Origin of the sequence: Stutzerimonas chloritidismutans, assembly GCF_020783375.1 — a bacterium.
In the GTDB taxonomy this organism is placed as follows: domain Bacteria; phylum Pseudomonadota; class Gammaproteobacteria; order Pseudomonadales; family Pseudomonadaceae; genus Stutzerimonas; species Stutzerimonas kunmingensis.
In genome coordinates, this window is the sequence record NZ_CP086067.1 from 3,431,466 (window position 1) to 3,451,499 (window position 20,034).

Here is a 20,034-nt window from a genome sequence, read left to right on the forward strand (position 1 = left end):
GGCAAAGGAGATAGCAGTATGCAAGTCAACATCAGCGGTGTTCATCTGGAAGTAACCGATGCCCTGCGTGACTACATCGAGGAGAAATTCGATCGGCTTGCTCGCCACTTCGACCGCATCATCAGCGTTCAGGTGATCCTCCAGGTCGAGAAACTCAAGCAGAAAGCCGAAGCAACCTTGCACGTCGCAGGCCGCGAAGTCGTGGCCATCGCCGATCACGAAGACATGTACGCTGCCGTCGACCTGTTGGTCGACAAGCTCGATCGCCAGTTGATCAAGCACAAGGAGAAGCAGCTCGACCACACACAGGGCGCTGTCACCCGCTGACTCCAATATGATCCGACTCGAAAACATCCTCACCCCCGGGCGTTCCTTGGTGAACGTCCCGGGCGGTAGCAAGAAGCGCGTCCTGGAACAGATCGCCAAGGTGATCGCCCGGGACCTTATCGATCTCGACTCCCAGACCATCTTCGAAAGCCTGATCGCGCGCGAGAAGCTCGGCTCGACCGGCTTCGGCAACGGCATCGCCATCCCGCACTGCCGCATGGTTGGCTGCAATGCACCGCTGAGCGCCGTTCTGCGCCTGCAGACGCCAGTGGATTTCGACGCCATCGACGGCGCGCCGGTGGACCTGCTGTTCGTCCTGCTGGTACCGGAGGCCGCCACCGACGAGCATCTCGAACTGCTGCGCCAGATCGCCAGCATGCTCGACCGCGAAGACGTACGCCAACGACTGCGCCAGGCGCCGAGCAACGAAAGCCTCTACCAGGTAGTGGTCGACGTGCAGAACGGGGCATAGATGCGGCTGATCATCGTCAGTGGACGCTCGGGTTCGGGCAAGAGCACTGCACTGAACGTGCTCGAGGACAACGGCTTCTATTGCATCGACAACCTGCCTGCCGGACTGTTGCCTGAGCTTGCCGAGCGCGCCCTGCTGCACACTGAGCTGCTGCATCCGCAGGTCGCCGTGTCGATCGACGCGCGCAACCTGCCCAGTCAGCTCAAGCGCTTCCCCGAGCTACTCGAAGAAGTCCGCGCCAGGCACATCCAGTGCGATGTGCTCTATCTGGATGCCGACGATGAGACCCTGCTCAAGCGCTTCTCGGAAACCCGCCGCCGCCATCCACTGACCAACGAAAATCGCTCTCTGGCCGAAGCGATCCATGATGAGGAGTTGCTGCTCGCAGCGATCATCGATCACGCCGACCTGAAGATCGACACCACCCATCTCAATCTCTATCAGCTGCGCGACGTGCTCAAGTTGCGCTTGCTCAACAAGCCTGAGCCGGGCACCGCTTTTCTGGTCGAGTCATTCGGTTTCAAGCGCGGGATGCCGATCGATGCCGATCTCGTGTTCGACGTACGTTGCCTGCCCAACCCTTACTGGAAAGCCGAGCTTCGCGACTTTTCCGGGCTAGACCAGCCGGTGATCGACTACCTCAGCGCCCAGGCCGACGTGGAGGAAATGTTCCAGGATATCCACGGCTATCTGAGCAAATGGCTGCCGCGCTTTGCCGCCAGCAACCGCGCATATGTCACCATCGCCATCGGCTGCACCGGCGGCCATCATCGCTCGGTCTACCTGGCCGAACGGCTAGGCCAGGCGTTGAGAGAACCGCTGAAGAACCTGCAGGTCCGTCATCGGGACCTCGCCTAGGAATACCTGCACCATGCCCGCCCGCGAAGTCACCATCATCAACAAACTCGGCCTGCACGCGCGCGCTGCCGCCAAGTTCGTCGCCGTTGCCAATCGCTACCCCTGCAAGATTCGCGTTGGCCGCTGCCCGGCCACGCTGGTCGACGGCAAGAGCATCATGGCGGTCATGATGCTCGCCGCCAGCAAAGGCACCACCGTGCACCTGGACACCGAAGGTGAACAGGAAGAGGACGCACTGAACGCGCTGACCGCGCTGATCGACGACTATTTCGAAGAAGGCGAGTAGACACCTTGCCACAGCGGCGCGAATCGTTGCCGACCGCGCCGCACTGCCTTACTTGCCAGCGACCATCATTCGCTCGATCAACACCGAGCCGGTCCGCACGTTGCCGCGCGTTTCCACATCGCAACCGACCGCCACGATCTGGCGGAACATGTCGCGCAGATTTCCGGCAATCGTTACTTCCTGTACCGGGAACTGGATCTCGCCATTCTCGACCCAATAGCCGCCGGCGCCACGAGAATAGTCGCCGGTCACCAGATTCAGGCCCTGTCCCATCAGCTCCGTCACCAGCAGGCCTCGGCCCATGCGCCGGATCAACGCCGCCTGATCCTCTTCCCCATGGCTGACGAACAGGTTGTGCACACCCCCGGCGTTGGCCGTACTGGGCATACCGAGCTTGCGTCCGGAATAGGTCGAAAGCACATAGGACAGCAGGCGGCCGTTCTCCACGAACGGCTTGGCATAGGTCGCAAGGCCATCGCCATCGTAGCTGGCACTACCGAGGGCTCGCGGGATGTGCGGACGCTCATCAAGGCTCAGCCACTCGGGAAACAGCGCCTGTCCCAGGGCATCCTCAAGATAAGAGGCTTTGCGGTAGAGATTTCCGCCGGAAATCGCTGCAATGAAGTGGCCAAACAGACCGGTCGCCAGCTCGGGGGCGAAAAGTACCGGCACTTCGCAGGTAGGAACCGGGCGCGCACCCAGACGTCGCACGGCACGCTCGGCTGCGCGCCGGCCGATGGTCTGCGGGTCGAGCAGCGACTCGCCGATGCGGTTGACGTCGTAGAAATAGTCACGCTGCATCTGCCCTGCGCTCTCGGCGATCATCACGCAACTCAGGCTGTGACGGCTGCTGCAATAGCCCCCGATGAAGCCGTTGCTGTTGCCATAGGCGCGGCAGCCCTGATGGGTATTTAGCGTAGTGCCGTCTGCGTTGCGGATACGCTGATCGAAGGCGAACGCGGCGTCTTCACAGCTGAGCGCCTGCTCGATGGCCTGTTCGGGGGTGACCGCCCACGGATGGTAAAGATCGAGATCGGGAAGCTCGCGCGCCATCAGCGTAGCGTCAGCGAGGCCAGCAAATTCGTCCTCCGAGGCATGCCTGGCGATGGCCAGCGCGGCGGCTACGGTTTCACGGATGGCGTCGTCACCACTGCCGGTGGTGCTCGCAGTGCCTTTGCTCTGGCCGACATAGAGCGTGATGCCAAAGCCCTGGTCGCGATTGAACTCGACCGTCTCCACCTCGCGCTGACGCACTGTGGTCGACAGCCCCTGCTCCATGGAGACCGAAACCTCGCTGGCGCTGGCGCCCTGCCGGCGCGCTTCCTCGATGATGCGCTCGACCTTCTCGCGCAAACCGGGCAGCGCGTGCGGGCCGATGCCCTCTACTTCACTCATAAGCACTCCCAAACCACTGCAATCGAATCAAGTTGCAACCTGGCGCCGCTCCTCTGGAGCCTGCTGCCAGGGCTGCTGTTATGATGGCGGCATTTCCTAGTGGACCATCCCCATGTCTGAACACTCCGACGCCGACGATTTCGACGAAAAAAGCAAGTCCCAGGTCAAACGCGAGCTGCTTGCCCTGCAGGAGCTAGGCGAGCGGCTAACTACCCTCAAGCCTGACCTCATCGCTCGCCTGCCTCTGAGCGACGCGTTGCAGAAGGCGCTGGCCGACGCGCCGAAACACAAGGCGCATATCGCGCGCAAACGGCACATCCAGTACATCGGTAAGCTGATGCGCGACCAGGATGTCGATGCCATTCTCGCGCTGGTCGATCAACTGGACGCCTCGACGCGCCAATACAACGAGCGCTTCCATGCGCTGGAGCGCTGGCGTGACCGTCTGATCGGCGGTGACGACGCCACCCTGGAAGCGTTCGTAACCGAATACCCCGAGACCGACCGCCAGCATCTGCGCGGGCTGATCCGCCACGCCCAGCACGAGGCGGCGCGCGACAAGCCGCCGGCCGCCAGCCGCAAGATATTCAAGTACATCCGCGAACTGGACGAAGCCAAACGCGGCTTGCGCTGACGGCAATCTCAACCCGTACCTCAACCCCTAGCCTTGAAGCTCGCGGCTGGCACTCGCCGCGGCTTCACGCACCCGTTCCGCCTACGGTTATCTCGTCGATCTTCAGGGTCGGCTGGCCGACGCCCACCGGCACCGACTGCCCATCCTTGCCACAGGTGCCGACACCGCTGTCGAGCGCCAGGTCGTTACCGACCATCGACACCCGGTTCATCACCTCGGGGCCATTGCCTATCAGCGTCGCGCCCTTCACCGGTGCGGTGATCTTGCCGTCCTCGATCAGATAGGCCTCACTGGTGGAGAAGACGAACTTGCCGCTGGTGATGTCGACCTGACCGCCGCCGAGGCTGGCGCAGTAGATGCCCTTCTTCACCGAGCGAATGATTTCCTGCGGATCGCTTTCGCCGGCCAGCATGTAGGTGTTGGTCATGCGCGGCATCGGTAGATGCGCGTAAGACTCGCGGCGGCCGTTACCGGTCGGCGCGACGCCCATAAGGCGGGCGTTTAACTTGTCCTGGATATAACCCTTGAGAATGCCGTTCTCGATCAGCGTGGTGCATTGGGTCGGCGTGCCTTCGTCATCGACGCTGAGCGAACCTCGGCGATCCGCCAGGGTACCGTCATCGACGATGGTGCACAGGCTGGACGCCACCTTCTGCCCGATCCGGCCACTGTAGGCCGAGCTGCCCTTGCGATTGAAATCACCCTCCAGGCCATGGCCGACGGCCTCGTGCAACAGCACGCCGGACCAGCCAGGCCCAAGAACGACCGGCAAGGAACCGGCCGGTGCCGACACCGCTTCGAGGTTGACCAGCGCCTGACGCAATGCCTCGCGGGCGTAGCCCATGGCGCGATCCTCGGTGAGGAAGTACTGGTAGCCGGTACGTCCGCCGCCACCCTGGCCACCGCGCTCGCGGCGGCCGTTCTGCTCGACGATCACGCTGACGTTGAAACGCACCAGAGGGCGGATATCGGCTGCCATACCACCGTCCATTCCGGCCACCAGGATATGCTCCCAGACGCCCGCCAGGCTTACGGTCACCTGCTTGATGCGAGGGTCCAGCGCCCTTGTCGCGACGTCGATGCGCTTGAGCAGCTCGACCTTCTCGGCACGGCCGAGCCCGTCGAGCGGATTGTCCTGCGCGTACAACGGCGCGAATGCCGCCCTGGACAGCACCTTGACCTGGCCTTGCTGGCCGCTGCGCGCGATGGAGCGTGCAGCCTGAGCCGCCTGACGCAATGCATCGGCAGTGATCGCGTTGCTGTAGGCGAAACCGGTTTTCTCGCCGGACAGTGCGCGCACGCCGACGCCCTGCTCCAGATGGAAGCCGCCCTCCTTGACGATGCCATCCTCGAGTACCCAAGACTCGGAAACCTGATCCTGAAAGTACAGGTCCGCCGCATCCACGCCGGGCCCGGCGAGTTCACCGAGCAAGCCTGGCAGGTCATCGATACCCAGGCCGCCAGGTGTCAGCAGTCGCTCGGTGACAGGTAACAGCAGTTCACTCATATTCACTCCAAACGGTCCGTGGCCAGGCACGGTACGGAAAATCGGCGGTGGCGCTGCAGCGGCATTCGCTGGCGGATGGCAGCCTGTTCGGACGCATCCCGAGCGGCAACCAAAGCCGCCTCGCCAGTCGCCTGCTCGCACATCAGACGGCCCCATGGGTCCACGATAGACGAATGCCCATGCGTGAGGCGACCACCAGGATGCTCTCCACCCTGTGCGGCAGCCAGGATATAGCACTGAGTCTCGATGGCACGGGCACGAATCAACGTCGCCCAGTGCGCTTCACCGGTCACCGTGGTGAACGCCGACGGCACGCTGATCAACTCGGCACCTGCCGCCCTCAGCGCACCATACAGCTCGGCGAAACGCAGGTCATAACACACGCTCAGCCCCAAGCGTCCAACCGGTGTGTCGGCAATCACCAGCCTTTGCCCCGCCGCATAGTCGTCCGATTCACGGTAGTGGCCACGGTTATCTGCAACCTCCGCATCGAACAGATGCAGCTTGTCGTAGCGCGCCACCCGCTGCCCCTGATCATCGAACAGCAGCGAGCAGGCATTCGGCTTGCCCTGCGGGTCGTCGTCGGGCGGTAACGGCAAGGTGCCAGCCACGATCCACAACCTGAGGTCACGGGCGACCTGTTTCAACCAGGGCAGGATCGGCCCGTCGCCAGCGGCTTCGGCGCGACCCAGCCGCGGTAGATCGCTGCGGCCCATTGCGGCGAAGTTCTCCGGTAGCACCGCCAGCCGCGCGCCCGCTTCGGCCGCCTGCTCGAGCAACTCGCGCGCGCGGGCCAGATTGAGCATTACATCCGCCTGGCTGGCCATCTGAATCACGGCTAAGGACATGCTTTCCCCGATGCTGAAAGACCCGGCCCGATGCGGATCAGTTGGGCTTTTCGAATGGTTTGTCGAAGCTGATCTTAGGCGCCTGCCAAGGCCCCTTGACGTCGTACTGTACGCTGGCGAAACGCGCAACGCGGTCGCCGAGCAGCTTGTCCACCACGAACAGCGCCCCGCCGATCGCCGGTGCGCCGACAATCAGCGCCGCCAGCGGCAGGTTGTTGCTGATCGGCAAGGTGACCAGCAACTTGGCGTCGATCTCGTCACGCGCCATATCCAGCCTGCCATCCAGCTCGAGGTTGGTCGACGGACCACTGACGGTGATGGGCTCGCGGGTGTTAAACACACCCTCCTTGGCCAGCAACCGCCCATCCAGCCGGTCGTAACTGAGCCCCTTGCTGAACAGATCGGAGAAATCCAGCCGCAGGCGGCGCCCTATCGAATTGAAGTTGAGCACGCCGAACACGCGCAGCGCCTGGGCGCTGCCGTCGATCTCGACAAACTGCCCCTTGCGCAGCCGAGGTCGCATGCTGCCGGAATAGCGCGCCATGGCGAACCAAGCCGGCGAACCAGGCCACTGCCCATCCACATCCAGGCGAAAACTGTCACTGGTCACCGAAGGCGCAAAGCCCCACGCAAGCAATACGTCAGCGAGATTGCGCCCTTCGAGGCGGCCCTTGTACCAGGTCTGCGCACTGCCCCAGCCGCCGTTCCCGGTAATCTTCAGGCCCTTGAGGTCGAGAGCGATATCGCGGAACTCGGTCCCGCCGCTGACCGGGCGCAGCTTCAACGCCCAGGCGCCGAGCACATTGTCGCCCAGGGAAACCCGTTCGATCGCGACATCCATTGCCGGCAGGCTTTGCGGGTCGACATCAGCCAGCGGATCGGGTCGCTCCTTGACCGCCTCGTTGGATTGCGCGGCAGCCGGCAGACGCAGGCGCTGGAGATCGGCAACGATGATGCCGCCCTCGGCATCTGGCAGGCGAACCGAGCCGCTGATGATCGAACTGCGAAGGCCAAGGTCCCAGGCTTCCCTCATTCGCCGCAGGTCCAGCCCAAGATTGTCGATCCGGGTGCCAAAACCTTCGAAACGATCGATATCGACCTGCGCCCGGCGCAGCAGCGAGCCAGTCGTCTGCTGCGCTTGTGCCTTGCCGTGCTGTTCAAGCACCGCCTGCCAGGCTTTCAAGTCGAGCTGCGGCAGGCGCCCCCTGACATAAAGCCCGGCACTGGCCGGAAGATTGGCCGCCCCAGGCCCGAGACGCAGCTCGCCGCGGCCCTGCGCCCAGGCACCCGGCGGCGCAGCGAACGTCAGTGCGGCGAGTGACCCGTGCCGGACACCGTAGCGACGCTCGACTCCTTGCAGGGACATCCGCAACGAGGTGTCACGGCGCTCGCGTGCAGGCTTGCCGAACGGCGCTGGCAGATCGATGCGCAGCCCCTGTAGCGAAGAGTCGATCTGCAACTGACTGTCCTCACCCGCCAGATCCAGTCGCAACTGATAGGGCAACTCACCGCTGGCGGGCAGCGACTGCTCGATCGCGAGCCACTCAGCCAGACGCTTCAACCCCACGGCGCCCTGTGCCTCCACGCGAGAGGCAGGCTTGCCAGTCGCTCCTGTCGCTACCGCCTTGCCCTTGACCGGAGCGCCGAACAGACGCGCCTGGATGGCCTCTGCACTCAAGCCTCGCGCGGTGTCGTAGCGGAAACTGCCGCTGAGTTGCTCGAAGGCAAGCTCCGGCTCGGGAATCTTCAGTTTCGCATCGTCGCTGGCGAAATCCACAATGACCCGCGGCGTGCCCTTGCCCAGCGGGATCTGCAGATCGAGCGCGCCGCTGAGCGCACCCTGCCCCTGCCAGCCTGCGAAGATCTCACCGGTTCCGATCGGCGCCTCCTGAAGCAGCTTCAAGGCATCCGCCAGGCTGCTGGCGACCTGCCCCTTCACGGCCAACTGCGGCACGTTGCCGGCGCCGACGCGAGGAATGTCCGCTGTCGCATCACGCACGTGACTGTCGAGAATCCGCCCTTCCGCGAGCCGGACGCGAACCCCGCTGTCTTCGATCAGCACCTCGCCACGGCCCTGCTGCAGCACGGGCCAGCCGGGCTGAAACGCCAGCTCGGCATCGCGCACCTTGAAGTACAGGCTCAGGCTGCGCGCGCTGTCGGAAGCTCCCTTGCTCAATGCGCCCTGGTACTGGAAATAACCTTGCTCGACCGTACCGCTGCGAATCGCTTCCTTGAGCCAGCTGACCAGCGCCGGGCTTAACGCTGGTGAGCGTGTCGGCAAGTATTTTTCGGTAAAGCGCGCGTCGCCTTCGCTCAAGCCAACCCGCAGGTCCATGTAATCCTCTGCCGCGGGATCCCTGGCCAGGCGGATCAGGAAGTCACCGGCGATCTTGCCTTCCTCGCCGTCGATACGCAGATAGGGCGCAGCCAGCGTGAAGGCCTGCTCGTCCAGCGCCCAGGTCAGACGCCCGCCGGCGTGTCGGTAGCGCCAGGGATCGGGGTACAGCGGCGCAAGCTGCAGGCTGAAGTCGTCGCTGTCCAGGCGCAGTTCTCCGCCGCCCATATCACCGCGAATGCTGCCACTCGCGTTGCCCACCGCCGGTATCCAGTTGTGTGCGGCGAAACTGATACGGTCCAGATTGGCAGCGAATTGCAGCCGCTGCGGCGACTCCATCTGGGGGCGGTAGTCGAGCTGCAGGTTGCGCAATGTTCCATTGGGCTGCAGCGCCGTCAGCGTCTCGGCTGCGGCCGGTGGTAGCGGCGCCAGTGCACGGACGAGTGTGGCGATCGGCGCGATACCCAACCGATCAGCCTGCAGCTGCCAATGCTGCTGAGTCTGATCCTGCTGAACCTGGATTCGCGCATCGCCCCAGCGCTCGCCTTCGAGATCGAACGCCAGCCGGTCCAGCAGCAGCCGGTAGCCCTGCTCGTTGCGATCGATATAAGCCTCGCCCCCAAGGTCCTCGAGCTGAACAGGCTCACGATCGGCAAAGGACGTGATCAGTTGCGGCGCGTTAATCCGTAGAACAGCACGCTCCAGCGCCTTTTCGCGCCAGGTTACCCACAGCTCACCTCCCATCTTCAACGTCTGCAGATGCCAGTCGGCAGTCAGTCGGCGCGGCAACCAGGCGGCCCAGTCGCTTTGTGGCAGGCTGAGATAAACCTGCGCCTCGGCGTGCTGCCAGCGCTGCGGCTGCACCCGCCCCTCAATGCGCAAGGCCAGGGGCTGGCCATCCGGCAGGATGCTGCGCCCGTCCAACCGGAGCCCCACACCGTCGACGAGCAGGTCTAGATCGGTGTAGCTCAGGGTCAGCGGCGGTTCTCCGAATGGCTCCAGCGTGATCTGGCTGTTGCGCACCGCCAGCCCACGCACCCGCTGCAACGACTCGAGAATCTTCTGCGGTTCGGGCGGTTTCTGCTCGGTACGGGTCGGCAAGCCCTCCACTCGCCACTTGCCCTCGGCATCTTCAGCGACAGACAGCTGCACGCCGCTAAACTCCAGCCGGCTCAGCCGCCACTCTCGCGCCCAGAGGCTGGCCGCCAGGTCTGGGACGATGGCAATACGGTCCAGGCGCATCGCGCTGTCACCCTCGCCCAGCAATACATCATGCGCCAGCAAACGGGGAGCGAAACCCTCCCAGCGGCCTTCGAGCCTGCCCAGCGCGATTGGCATGCCCAGCGCCGCCTGCGCCTTCTCCTGCACCTCGGCCCGGTACTCGGCGATTACAGGCACCAGCTGCCGCCCCAGGCTCACGTAGAGCGCGGCCAAAATCAGCCCGAACGCGATTACCCAGAACAGCTGGCGCGACAGTGTCACGAGGAAGGCGGCGAGGCGGTTCATCTGGATGCGCTCCGGTCATCCTGGCCCTTGCGGCCCGGTCTACCATTGTTCAGAGCAACACCACGTCGTACTGTTCCTGGGAGTACATGCTTTCCACCTGGAACTTGATCGAGCGACCGATAAAGGCCTCCAGGTCGGCGACATTGCCCGACTCCTCGTCGAGCAGACGATCGATCACCTTCTGATTGGCCAGCACCCGGTAGCCTTCCGCCTGGTAGGCCCGCGCCTCACGCAGGATCTCGCGGAATATCTCGTAGCAGACGGTCTCCGGCGTCTTCAGCTTGCCGCGCCCCTGACAGCACATGCAGGGTTCGCACAGCACCTGTTCGAGGCTTTCGCGGGTGCGCTTGCGAGTCATCTGCACCAGGCCGAGCTCGGTGATGCCGATGATGTTGGTCTTGGCGTGATCGCGCTCGAGCTGCTTCTCCAGCGTGCGCAGGACCTGGCGACGATGCTCCTCGTCTTCCATGTCGATGAAATCGATGATGATGATGCCACCCAGATTGCGCAGCCTGAGCTGACGAGCGATGGCGGTGGCCGACTCGAGGTTGGTCTTGAAAATGGTTTCCTCGAGGGTGCGATGACCGACGAAGGCGCCCGTGTTGACGTCGATGGTGGTCATCGCCTCGGCCGGATCGATGATCAGGTAACCGCCGGACTTGAGCATGACCTTGCGCTCCAGCGCCTTCTGGATCTCATCCTCGACACCGTAGAGATCGAAGATCGGCCGCTCGCCCGGGTAGTGTTCGAGGCGGTCGCCCAGCTCGGGCATCAGCTCGCCGACAAACTGGCTCACCTTCTGGAAATTCTCCCGCGAATCGATGCGAATCTTCTCGATCCGCGGATTGACCAGATCCCGCAACGTGCGCATGGCCAGCGAGAGATCCTCGTAGATCACCGTAGGCGCTTCGACGGTCTTGATCTGGCTGGCGATCTGCTCCCACAGACGGCGCAGATAGCGGATGTCCATGAGGATTTCGTCGCTGCCGGCCCCTTCAGCCGCGGTACGCAGAATGAAGCCACCGGCCTCCTGGATGCCCTCTGCCTCAACGCATTCGGCAACGACCTGCTTGAGCCGCTCGCGCTCGGCTTCATCTTCGATACGCAGGGAAATGCCGACATGGCTGGTGCGCGGCATGTACACCAGGTAGCGCGATGGGATCGACAGCTGCGTGGTCAGGCGCGCGCCCTTGGTGCCAATGGGGTCCTTGGTGACCTGCACCACCAGACTCTGGCCTTCGTGAACCAGGGCGTTGATCGGCTCGACCGCATTACCCTCGCGGGCGGAAATCTCGGAAGCATGGATGAACGCGGCGCGATCCAGCCCTATGTCGACGAACGCCGCCTGCATACCCGGCAGGACGCGCACCACCTTGCCTTTGTAAATGTTGCCGACGATGCCACGGCGCTGGGTGCGCTCGACATGCACCTCCTGCAGGACACCGTTCTCCACCACCGCCACCCGCGACTCCATGGGGGTGATGTTCATCAGGATTTCTTCGCTCATTGTTGTTCTCGGCGGTGGCTTGATGTGCAGCGCTAGCTGGTGGTTGAGTCGATTCTAACCGGCCTGCGCGCCGAAGCCACAGGCTCTAGCTTGAGCCTTTGGTCCAACGTGAAAGTCCGAAGGCGTCGATCAGCTGCGCCGTTTCACATAACGGCAGGCCAACCACCGCCGAATAGCTGCCGTGCAACTGGCTGACGAACACCGCGCCCCAGCCCTGGATGGCGTAACCGCCCGCCTTGTCCGCCGGCTCTCCGCTATCCCAATAGCGTTCGGCTTCAGCTTCGTCGATGGTACGGAAGGTCACCTCGCTCATGACCACACGCACCTCGCAGGCACTTCGACTGGCCAGCGCGACGGCGGTCATGACCCGGTGCGTACGCCCGGATAACGCCGCCAGCATGGCGAGCCCGTCGGCACGGTCGGCAGGCTTGCCGAGAATATGCTGATCGAGCACCACGCTGGTGTCGGCACCCAGCACGCAGCCGTCGCGATCCCCCAGACTGACGAGCCCGGCGAGCGCCTTGTCGCGCGCAACGCGCTCGACATACGCCTCGGGCGACTCGGTTGGCGAGGGCGTTTCATCGACGGACACGCTGACGAGAGAAAACGGCACGCCGATCTGCGCGAGCAATTCGCGGCGGCGGGGTGATGCCGAGGCAAGAAACAGAGCGCCCATGGCAGTTCCTCAGACAGTAAAGCGACAGCGTCGCATATCCGGGGTACGTCGAGGAAGGCGCAGAGGACCGGCGTAAGGACTACGCCGGGCATGGATCAGAACTTGAAGTTGACCACCTGATCGCCCTTGAGCGACAGCGTGCGCTTCTGGGTAATGCCACCGGAGGTGACCTGAATGTCATAGACACCGCTGTCGAGCACCAGCGAAACCGGCGTGGCGCCATGCTCCTGGTCGTTGATGCGGACCCGATCATCGTACTTGTTGCTACGCACGATCAGCGAGTGGGTCTTGCTGTCGCATTGCTCGTAGGGCACATCGAGGATCGCGCACGGCATCATCTTCTTCGCCGTGATGGTCGCCTCGACGTTCATCTGCGCGTTGACGGTGCCGTCCAGGCTCATGCTTGCCTGGGCGAAATCGGTACGTGTGCGGTAGCGGTACCAGGCGGTATCCAGTTCGACATCGGCAACCTGCTCGCGGATATCCTCGGCCAGCACACGCTGGTAGTTTTCCAGCACCCATTGCGACATCTGACCATCGTTGCGGTGCTCGGCCAGGCAGGCCGCGAGGCTCTTGCTGGCGGAACAGCGGAACGAAACCGCCTGCTCGAAGCGAATGGTCTTGTCCAGCTTGCGGGCAATGGCCTGGATCTTCTTGCTGTTGCGCTCGCGAACCTCGGCCGCCAGCTGGGTCTTGAGACGATCGACGTCACGCGCGGCAAGCGAGAACTTCAGGTGCTGGCTGCCGAGACCCTTCTCCAGAGCTTCGACGCGTTCGCCAATGGCTTTCTCGGCCTCGGCACTACGTTTGTGCTCGTCCAGCAGCTCATCGAGACGCTTGCGCTCGGCGCTCTGACCGAGGAAGTCGTCGACCTCCAGGCGAATCAGCTTCTTGCTGTTGGCCAGCTGCAATTGCACGGCAGCGAGCTCGCTCTTCTCGGCCCGCAGCGCATCTTCAAGCTTCTGCTTTTCAAGGAGGATGGCGTCGAGCTCTGCAATCTTGCCGGCCAGCTGCTCGGCGCGAGGCGAATCGGCAGCGGACTCAGAGGGAGCGGCAACGGTGGAGAGCGTATCTGGGGCCGACAGCTTGGCCAACTGAGGGGCCTGGGGGGCGCTATCGGCCTGAGAGTAACCAGTGCTCATGACCAGCGTCATCAGCAGCGACCCTACCGCGCCGGCAGCCAGCACCGCACGGGCGCCACGAGAGCCTTGCGGCCTGGAAAAAATCGAACTGCCAGCTTCCATACTCATCGCCCGTGCTGTTGTGCTTATCGTCTTCTGAAGCAGAAACCAGTAATGGCGGAACGCCATAGCGGCAGCATGATTTCAGAATTGCTTTGGAGCAGCAAGGCGTAAGCCGTGCCCGGCGGCACAACCCCACACAAAAGATCAGATTTTTTCAGCGCAGAGTACGACGGACGAAAAATCGACCGGGCGTTGGTCAATACACCGCAAATCGCTGACGCAGCCCCTGCAACGCGACATAAACCCAAGGCCAGAGCAATGCGCTGACCGGCACAGGCACGAGGAACAGCAGCGTCGGCGGCCGATTACCGGTCAGCGTGTTCAGCCAGAGCTGCACCAACTGGGCGAGGCCGAGCACAACCAGCAGCACCATGCTCTGTTGCCACAGCGGAAACATGCGCAGGCGTTGTTGCAGGCTCAGCACCAGAAAAGCGATCAGGATCAGCGGCAAGGCGCTCTGGCCGAACAGCGTGCCGGCCAGCACGTCCTGCGCGAGCCCAAAACAGAACGCGGCGCCCAGCCCACCGCGATGCGGCAGAACCAACGACCAGAAGGCGATGACCAACCCCAGCCATAGCGGCCGTGCGATCTCCGCGCTGCCGGGCATGGGCGCGACGCTGAGCAGCAGCGCGATCGTCAGGCTGAACCAGATGACCCATCCATTATTCGGCCGCCCGCTGATCATTGCGCCTCCTCCGATACCGTTGTCGACGACGAGGCGGCGGGCGCCTGCTCGGAATCGCTCGTTTCAGCCCCTGCCTCAGCAGCAGGTGCAGGTGCGGCTGCCTCCGCGCCTTCGGCAGCGGCTTTCTGATCGGCATCGGCCTGGGCCTCGGCAGCGTCGGCGGCCCGCTCTTCCGGCGTCCGCGAATCGCTGAAGACCAGCATCAGATAGCGGCTGCGATTGAGCATGGCGGTCGGCACCGCACGTACGATGGCGAACGGCTGGCCGGAGCCGTGCACCACCTCGGTCACCTGCGCCACCGGATAGCCGCTAGGGAATCGCTGACCGAGCCCGGAACTGACCAGCAAATCTCCTGCTTTGACATCAGCCGTTTCGGCCACATGGCGCAGCTCTAGATAGTCTGGATTGCCGGTGCCCACGGCGATCGCACGCAGTCCGTTGCGGTTGACCTGCACCGGAATGCTATGGGTGACATCGGTCAGCAGCAGCACGCGCGCGGCATACGGCAGCACCTCGACGACCTGCCCCATCAGGCCGCTGGCATCGAGCACCGGCTGCCCCATGAAGACGCCGTCCTTCTCGCCCTTGTCGATCAGGATGCGATGGGTGAACGGGTTCGGATCGAGCCCGATCAGCTCGGCGACGATGACCTTGTCATCCACCAGCGCCGCCGAGTTGAGCAACTCGCGCAGGCGCACGTTCTGCTCGGTGAGCATCGCCAGCTTCTGCAGGCGCCGCTGCATCAGCAGCGCCTCGGCCTTGAGCTTCTCGTTCTCGGCCATCAGGCTGCTGCTACTGGCGATCTGCTCGGTCGCACCTCTCCAGATCCGCACCGGCATGTCGGCGACCCAGTAGAACGGCGTCAGTACCAGCCCCATCTGGCTGCGTACCGCCTTCAGCGCGTCGAAGCGTGCATCCACCACCATCAGCACGACACAAAGCACGACGAACACCAGCAGGCGCACACCGAGCAAAGGTCCCTTGGCAAATAGCGGCTTGATTGCAACTACCTCACGAGTAAAAGCTTGAGACTAAACGCGACAAGCCGAAAGCCGGTGCGACCGGATCTTTCGGCTTGTCATGAGCACAGCGGCGCAGGCTCACTCCGTGGACAGCAGGTCCATGGCGTGACGATCCATCATCTCCAGCGCGCGACCACCGCCACGGGCGACGCAGGTCAGCGGCTCCTCGGCGACGATCACCGGCAGACCGGTTTCCTGGGCGAGCAGCTTGTCCAGATCACGCAGCAGCGCGCCGCCGCCTGTCAACACCAGGCCGCGCTCGGCGATGTCGGAGGCCAGCTCCGGCGGAGATTGCTCCAGCGCGCTCTTGACCGCTTGAACGATGGTCGCCAGCGATTCCTGCAGGGCTTCGAGCACTTCGTTGGAATTCAGGGTGAAGCTGCGCGGCACGCCTTCGGCCAGGTTGCGGCCACGGACGTCCACTTCGCGGACCTCGCCGCCCGGGAAGGCGGTACCGATTTCCTGCTTGATGCGCTCGGCAGTGGATTCGCCGATCAGGCTGCCGTAGTTGCGACGCACGTAGGTCACGATGGATTCGTCGAAACGATCACCGCCGACTCGCACGGATTCGGCGTAGACCACGCCGTTGAGGGAGATCAGCGCGATCTCGGTGGTACCTCCACCGATGTCTACGACCATGGAGCCGCGGGCCTCGTCCACCGGCAGACCGGCACCGATCGCAGCGGCCATCGGTTCCTCGATCAGGAACACTTCGCGAGCACCGGCGCCGAGTGCGGACTCACGAATTGCACGACGCTCGACCTGGGTCGACTTGCAGGGCACGCAGATCAGCACGCGCGGGCTGGGCTGCAGGAAGCTGTTCTCGTGCACCTTGTTGATGAAGTACTGCAGCATCTTCTCGCAGACGCTGAAGTCGGCGATCACACCGTCCTTCATCGGACGGATCGCGTTGATGTTGCCCGGGGTACGGCCCAGCATGCGCTTGGCCTCGGTGCCGACGGCGACAACGCTCTTCTGGTTGCCGTGGCTACGAATGGCGACTACAGAGGGTTCGTCGAGAACAATGCCGCGATCGCGCACATAAATAAGGGTATTGGCAGTGCCCAGGTCGATCGACAGATCACTGGAAAACATGCCACGCAGTTTCTTGAACATGGGAAAAGGGCCCTGGGGCAAACGCGTGGGGAAAAAAGTGCCGCAAACTCTAACAATGGTGCGAAGTTAGGGCAAGGCGAGAGTCCGCCCGCGTGGCGCCAGAAATGAGGCATTGCGTGCCAGGTCGCATGACGGTGGTCGCCACTCATCCTAAGGCCGCGCACCGCGTCCACGCTACCGATAACCGCCTCGGGCATGTAAGATTGACGGCTTTTCCGGGCCAGAAAGCCCATTGCCGCGGCTCGTCCCGTGCTGCCATGCACCCCGTCCAGTCGACGGAAGGTGCAGTCCCGATTCGCTTTCCGCTGGAGATACCCGATGGCGCTTGAACGCACCGAGGTGGAGAAGATCGCTCATCTGGCCCGCCTGGGCCTGTCTGAAGCCGACCTGCCCCGCACCACCGAGACCCTCAACAATATCCTCGGCCTGATCGACCGCATGCAGGCGGTCGACACCACTGGTATCGAGCCGCTGGCCCACCCGCTGGAAACCACCCAGCGCCTGCGTGCCGATGCAGTCACCGAGAGCAACCAGCGTGATGCCTACCAGGCCATCGCACCCGCCGTGGAAGAAGGCCTCTATCTGGTTCCGCGAGTGATCGAGTGATGATGAAGGATTCCGACATGCACAACCTGACGCTTGCCGAGATCGCCCGCAACCTCGCCGAGAAGCACTTCTCCGCCGAGGAGCTGACGCGCACCCTGCTGGCCCGCATCGAGCAGCTCGACCCGCAGCTCAACGCGTTTATCAGCGTGACCGACGAGCTTGCCCTCGCACAGGCCAAGGCCGCCGACGCGCGTCGCGCCGCCGGCGAGAACGGCGCCCTGCTCGGCGCACCGATCGGCCACAAGGACCTGTTCTGCACCCAGGGCATCCGCACCAGCTGCGGCTCGAAGATTCTCGACAACTTCAAAGCGCCCTACGATGCCACCGTGGTGGAACGGCTCGCAGCTGCCGGCACGGTTACCCTCGGCAAGCTGAACATGGACGAATTCGCCATGGGCTCGGCCAACGAGTCGAGCTATTACGGCGCGGTGAAGAACCCCTGGGACCTGACCCGAGTACCGGGCGGCTCCTCCGGCGGTTCCGCCGCGGCCATCGCCGCACGACTGTTGCCTGCCGCGACCGGCACCGACACCGGCGGTTCGATCCGCCAGCCGGCTGCGCTGACCAACCTCACCGGCCTCAAGCCGACCTACGGCCGGGTATCGCGCTGGGGCATGGTCGCCTACGCATCGAGTCTCGATCAGGGCGGCCCGATGGCACGCACGGCCGAAGACTGCGCGCTGCTGCTGTCGGCAATGGCCGGTTTCGACGCCAAGGACTCCACCAGCGTCGACCAGCCGCTGGACGATTACCTCGCCGCGCTGAGCCAGCCGCTCGCCGGTCTGCGCATCGGCCTGCCGAAGGAGTACTTCGGCGCCGGCCTCGATCCGAAGATCGCTGACGCCGTCATGGCATCCGTCGAGGAACTGAAGAAGCTCGGCGCCACGGTCAAGGAAATCAGCCTGCCGAACATGCAGCATGCGATTCCTTCCTACTACGTGATCGCGCCAGCCGAGGCCTCTTCCAACCTCTCGCGTTTCGATGGCGTACGCTTCGGCTATCGCTGCGAAAACCCGGTCGACCTCACCGACCTCTACAAGCGCTCGCGCGCCGAAGGCTTCGGTGACGAGGTCAAGCGGCGCATCATGGTCGGCACCTACGCGCTGTCCGCCGGTTACTACGATGCTTACTACCTCAAGGCGCAGAAAATCCGCCGTCTGATCAAGCAGGACTTCGTCGCTGCCTTCGAGCAGGTCGACGTGATCCTCGGCCCGACCACGCCGAACCTGGCCTGGAAGCTGGGCGAGAAGAACGCCGATCCGGTTTCGGCCTATCTGGAAGACATCTACACCATCACCGCCAACCTGGCGGGCATTCCGGGCCTGTCGATGCCGGCCGGCTTCATTGATGGCCTGCCGGTGGGTGTGCAACTGCTGGCGCCGTACTTCCAGGAAGCGCGCCTGCTCAATGTGGCGCACCAGTATCAACAAGTCACCGATTGGCACATGCGCGCCCCGGCCGGATTCTGAGGAGATTGAAGATGCAATGGGAAACCGTGATCGGGCTGGAGATCCACGCACAGCTCGCGACCCAGTCGAAGATCTTTTCCGGCAGCGCCACCACCTTCGGCGCCGAACCCAACACCCAGGCCAGCCTGGTCGACCTCGGCATGCCCGGCACCCTGCCGGTGCTCAATGCCGAAGCCGTGCGCATGGCCTGCAAGTTCGGCCTGGCGATCGATGCCGAGATCGCTCCGAAGAACGTCTTCGCGCGCAAGAACTACTTCTACCCCGACCTGCCCAAGGGCTACCAGACCAGCCAGATGGACCATCCCATCGTCGGCAAGGGCTATCTGGACATTACCCTGGAAGACGGCAGCACGCGGCGCATCGGCATCACCCGCGCGCACCTGGAAGAGGACGCCGGCAAGAGCCTGCACGAAGACTTCCACGGCATGAGCGGCATCGACCTCAACCGCGCCGGCACACCACTGCTGGAGATCGTCTCCGAGCCGGACATCCGCTCGGCCAAGGAAGCGGTCGCCTACGTCAAGGCGATCCACGCCCTGGTGCGCTACCTCGGCATCTGCGACGGCAACATGGCCGAAGGTTCGCTGCGCTGCGACTGCAACGTCTCGGTGCGGCCGAAAGGCCAGGCCGAGTTCGGCACCCGCGCCGAGATCAAGAACGTCAACTCCTTCCGCTTTATCGAGAAGGCGATCAACCACGAGGTGCAGCGGCAGATCGAGCTGATCGAGGACGGCGGTAAGGTGGTGCAGGAAACCCGCCTGTACGACCCGAACAAGGATGAGACGCGCTCCATGCGCAGCAAGGAAGAAGCCAACGACTACCGCTACTTCCCCTGCCCCGACCTGCTGCCCGTAGTGATCGAGCAGAGCTTCCTCGACGAAGTGCGCGCCAGCCTGCCTGAACTGCCGGTACAGAAGCGCGAGCGTTTCGAGCGCGAGTTCGGCCTGTCGCCATACGATGCCGACGTCCTGGCTGCAAGCCGTGAACTGGCTGACTATTTCGAGCGGGTCAATGCCAGCTGCGGTGACGCCAAGCTGGCGGCCAACTGGGTGATGGGCGAGCTGTCCAGCTTGCTCAACAAGGAAGGCCTGGAAATCGAGCAGACGCCGGTAACAGCTGAGCAGCTGGGTGGAATGATCCTGCGCATCAAGGACGACACCATCAGCGGCAAGATCGCCAAGATGGTCTTCGAGGCGATGGCCGCCGGCGAAGGTTCGGCTGACGAGATCATCGAGAAGAAGGGCCTCAAGCAGGTCACTGATTCCGGCGCCATCGAGTCGATGCTGGACGAAGTGCTGGCAGCGAATGCCGAGCAGGTCGAACAGTACCGCGCCAGCGACGAAGCCAAGCGCGGCAAGATGTTCGGCTTCTTCGTCGGCCAGGCGATGAAGGCTTCCAAGGGCAAGGCCAACCCTGGCCAGGTGAACCAACTGCTGAAGAAAAAACTCGAAGGCTAAGCTGAGCGATGGCCCTCCGCGGTTGCCCCTGCTGCAACCGCGGACATCGCTGCATCACCGCTCCCGGCATCGCCACAACGTCAC

Annotated in this window: 18 protein-coding genes; 8 read left to right on the forward strand and 10 right to left on the reverse strand. The window is 63.6% G+C overall.

What is annotated here, in order from left to right:
• Positions 1-18: 18 nt before the first annotated feature.
• From hpf to LLJ08_RS16040, 4 genes are read left to right on the forward strand one after another with little or no spacing between them, the layout of a single operon-like run.
• A complete protein-coding gene (gene hpf / locus LLJ08_RS16025; protein WP_003302844.1) occupies positions 19-327 on the forward strand; it encodes a ribosome hibernation-promoting factor, HPF/YfiA family in 309 nt (102 codons plus the stop codon).
• Positions 328-334: 7 nt separating this feature from the next.
• Positions 335-799 carry a PTS IIA-like nitrogen regulatory protein PtsN gene (gene ptsN, locus LLJ08_RS16030; RefSeq protein ID WP_228207451.1) on the forward strand — a complete coding sequence of 155 codons (465 nt, stop codon included), beginning with the start codon at positions 335-337 and terminating at the stop codon, positions 797-799.
• Entirely contained in the window at positions 800-1,657 is an 858-nt protein-coding gene (rapZ, locus tag LLJ08_RS16035; protein WP_228207452.1) for an RNase adapter RapZ, read from the forward strand.
• 13 nt (positions 1,658-1,670) lie between these two features.
• On the forward strand, positions 1,671-1,943 hold the full coding sequence (locus tag LLJ08_RS16040; RefSeq protein ID WP_014821387.1) for an HPr family phosphocarrier protein: 273 nt from the start codon (positions 1,671-1,673) through the stop codon (positions 1,941-1,943).
• A gap of 48 nt (positions 1,944-1,991) precedes the next feature.
• Here the strand turns inward: LLJ08_RS16040 and pmbA are convergent, their stop codons facing one another.
• Positions 1,992-3,338, reverse strand: coding sequence for a metalloprotease PmbA (gene pmbA, locus LLJ08_RS16045; protein WP_228207453.1), 1,347 nt, complete (start codon positions 3,336-3,338; stop codon positions 1,992-1,994).
• A 112-nt stretch (positions 3,339-3,450) separates the two neighbouring features.
• Between pmbA and yjgA the strand changes: the two genes are divergently transcribed.
• Positions 3,451-3,972 carry a ribosome biogenesis factor YjgA gene (gene yjgA / locus LLJ08_RS16050; RefSeq protein WP_041014842.1) on the forward strand — a complete coding sequence of 174 codons (522 nt, stop codon included), beginning with the start codon at positions 3,451-3,453 and terminating at the stop codon, positions 3,970-3,972.
• 64 nt (positions 3,973-4,036) lie between these two features.
• Here the strand turns inward: yjgA and tldD are convergent, their stop codons facing one another.
• From tldD to mreB, 9 genes are all read right to left on the reverse strand, one after another.
• Positions 4,037-5,479 carry a metalloprotease TldD gene (tldD, locus tag LLJ08_RS16055; protein ID WP_228207454.1) on the reverse strand — a complete coding sequence of 481 codons (1,443 nt, stop codon included), beginning with the start codon at positions 5,477-5,479 and terminating at the stop codon, positions 4,037-4,039.
• A 2-nt stretch (positions 5,480-5,481) separates the two neighbouring features.
• Positions 5,482-6,327: a carbon-nitrogen hydrolase family protein gene (locus LLJ08_RS16060; RefSeq protein WP_228207455.1), complete on the reverse strand. Its 846-nt coding sequence runs from the start codon at positions 6,325-6,327 to the stop codon at positions 5,482-5,484.
• A 37-nt stretch (positions 6,328-6,364) separates the two neighbouring features.
• Positions 6,365-10,168 (reverse strand): YhdP family protein, encoded by a 3,804-nt coding sequence (locus tag LLJ08_RS16065; protein WP_228207456.1) that lies wholly within the window; start codon positions 10,166-10,168, stop codon positions 6,365-6,367.
• A 49-nt stretch (positions 10,169-10,217) separates the two neighbouring features.
• Positions 10,218-11,675, reverse strand: coding sequence for a ribonuclease G (rng, locus tag LLJ08_RS16070; protein WP_228207457.1), 1,458 nt, complete (start codon positions 11,673-11,675; stop codon positions 10,218-10,220).
• A gap of 85 nt (positions 11,676-11,760) precedes the next feature.
• Positions 11,761-12,351: a Maf family protein gene (locus LLJ08_RS16075; protein WP_228207458.1), complete on the reverse strand. Its 591-nt coding sequence runs from the start codon at positions 12,349-12,351 to the stop codon at positions 11,761-11,763.
• A 95-nt stretch (positions 12,352-12,446) separates the two neighbouring features.
• Positions 12,447-13,595 carry a PEGA domain-containing protein gene (locus LLJ08_RS16080; protein ID WP_125878289.1) on the reverse strand — a complete coding sequence of 383 codons (1,149 nt, stop codon included), beginning with the start codon at positions 13,593-13,595 and terminating at the stop codon, positions 12,447-12,449.
• Between the two features lie 196 nt (positions 13,596-13,791).
• Positions 13,792-14,280, reverse strand: a complete 489-nt coding sequence (gene mreD / locus LLJ08_RS16085) for a rod shape-determining protein MreD (protein WP_014821395.1) — start codon at positions 14,278-14,280, stop codon at positions 13,792-13,794.
• Positions 14,277-15,254, reverse strand: a complete 978-nt coding sequence (gene mreC, locus LLJ08_RS16090) for a rod shape-determining protein MreC (RefSeq protein ID WP_023445925.1) — start codon at positions 15,252-15,254, stop codon at positions 14,277-14,279. The genes mreD and mreC overlap by 4 nt, the downstream gene beginning before the upstream one ends.
• A gap of 126 nt (positions 15,255-15,380) precedes the next feature.
• Positions 15,381-16,418 (reverse strand): rod shape-determining protein MreB, encoded by a 1,038-nt coding sequence (gene mreB, locus LLJ08_RS16095; RefSeq protein WP_003302863.1) that lies wholly within the window; start codon positions 16,416-16,418, stop codon positions 15,381-15,383.
• Between the two features lie 318 nt (positions 16,419-16,736).
• Here mreB and gatC point away from each other — a divergent pair, with 318 nt between their 5' ends.
• From gatC to gatB, 3 genes are read left to right on the forward strand one after another with little or no spacing between them, the layout of a single operon-like run.
• Positions 16,737-17,024 carry an Asp-tRNA(Asn)/Glu-tRNA(Gln) amidotransferase subunit GatC gene (gatC, locus tag LLJ08_RS16100; RefSeq protein ID WP_014821398.1) on the forward strand — a complete coding sequence of 96 codons (288 nt, stop codon included), beginning with the start codon at positions 16,737-16,739 and terminating at the stop codon, positions 17,022-17,024.
• A 17-nt stretch (positions 17,025-17,041) separates the two neighbouring features.
• Complete coding sequence (gene gatA, locus LLJ08_RS16105) at positions 17,042-18,493, forward strand: Asp-tRNA(Asn)/Glu-tRNA(Gln) amidotransferase subunit GatA (protein WP_228207459.1); 1,452 nt, start codon at positions 17,042-17,044, stop codon at positions 18,491-18,493.
• A gap of 11 nt (positions 18,494-18,504) precedes the next feature.
• Positions 18,505-19,950: an Asp-tRNA(Asn)/Glu-tRNA(Gln) amidotransferase subunit GatB gene (gene gatB, locus LLJ08_RS16110; protein WP_256445875.1), complete on the forward strand. Its 1,446-nt coding sequence runs from the start codon at positions 18,505-18,507 to the stop codon at positions 19,948-19,950.
• Positions 19,951-20,034: the final 84 nt, after the last annotated feature.

Bases quoted from the DNA above. Each gene is read 5' to 3' on its own strand.
- LLJ08_RS16075 (WP_228207458.1), bottom strand. From the start codon at position 12,351: ATGGGCGCTCTGTTTCTTGCCTCGGCATCACCCCGCCGCCGCGAATTG.
- LLJ08_RS16040 (WP_014821387.1), top strand. From the start codon at position 1,671: ATGCCCGCCCGCGAAGTCACCATCATCAACAAACTCGGCCTGCACGCG.
- gatB (WP_256445875.1), top strand. From the start codon at position 18,505: ATGCAATGGGAAACCGTGATCGGGCTGGAGATCCACGCACAGCTCGCG.
- rng (WP_228207457.1), bottom strand. From the start codon at position 11,675: ATGAGCGAAGAAATCCTGATGAACATCACCCCCATGGAGTCGCGGGTG.
- LLJ08_RS16080 (WP_125878289.1), bottom strand. From the start codon at position 13,595: ATGGAAGCTGGCAGTTCGATTTTTTCCAGGCCGCAAGGCTCTCGTGGC.
- gatA (WP_228207459.1), top strand. From the start codon at position 17,042: ATGCACAACCTGACGCTTGCCGAGATCGCCCGCAACCTCGCCGAGAAG.
- mreD (WP_014821395.1), bottom strand. From the start codon at position 14,280: ATGATCAGCGGGCGGCCGAATAATGGATGGGTCATCTGGTTCAGCCTG.
- gatC (WP_014821398.1), top strand. From the start codon at position 16,737: ATGGCGCTTGAACGCACCGAGGTGGAGAAGATCGCTCATCTGGCCCGC.
- yjgA (WP_041014842.1), top strand. From the start codon at position 3,451: ATGTCTGAACACTCCGACGCCGACGATTTCGACGAAAAAAGCAAGTCC.
- hpf (WP_003302844.1), top strand. From the start codon at position 19: ATGCAAGTCAACATCAGCGGTGTTCATCTGGAAGTAACCGATGCCCTG.
- ptsN (WP_228207451.1), top strand. From the start codon at position 335: ATGATCCGACTCGAAAACATCCTCACCCCCGGGCGTTCCTTGGTGAAC.
- LLJ08_RS16060 (WP_228207455.1), bottom strand. From the start codon at position 6,327: ATGTCCTTAGCCGTGATTCAGATGGCCAGCCAGGCGGATGTAATGCTC.
- mreB (WP_003302863.1), bottom strand. From the start codon at position 16,418: ATGTTCAAGAAACTGCGTGGCATGTTTTCCAGTGATCTGTCGATCGAC.
- pmbA (WP_228207453.1), bottom strand. From the start codon at position 3,338: ATGAGTGAAGTAGAGGGCATCGGCCCGCACGCGCTGCCCGGTTTGCGC.
- LLJ08_RS16065 (WP_228207456.1), bottom strand. From the start codon at position 10,168: ATGAACCGCCTCGCCGCCTTCCTCGTGACACTGTCGCGCCAGCTGTTC.
- tldD (WP_228207454.1), bottom strand. From the start codon at position 5,479: ATGAGTGAACTGCTGTTACCTGTCACCGAGCGACTGCTGACACCTGGC.
- rapZ (WP_228207452.1), top strand. From the start codon at position 800: ATGCGGCTGATCATCGTCAGTGGACGCTCGGGTTCGGGCAAGAGCACT.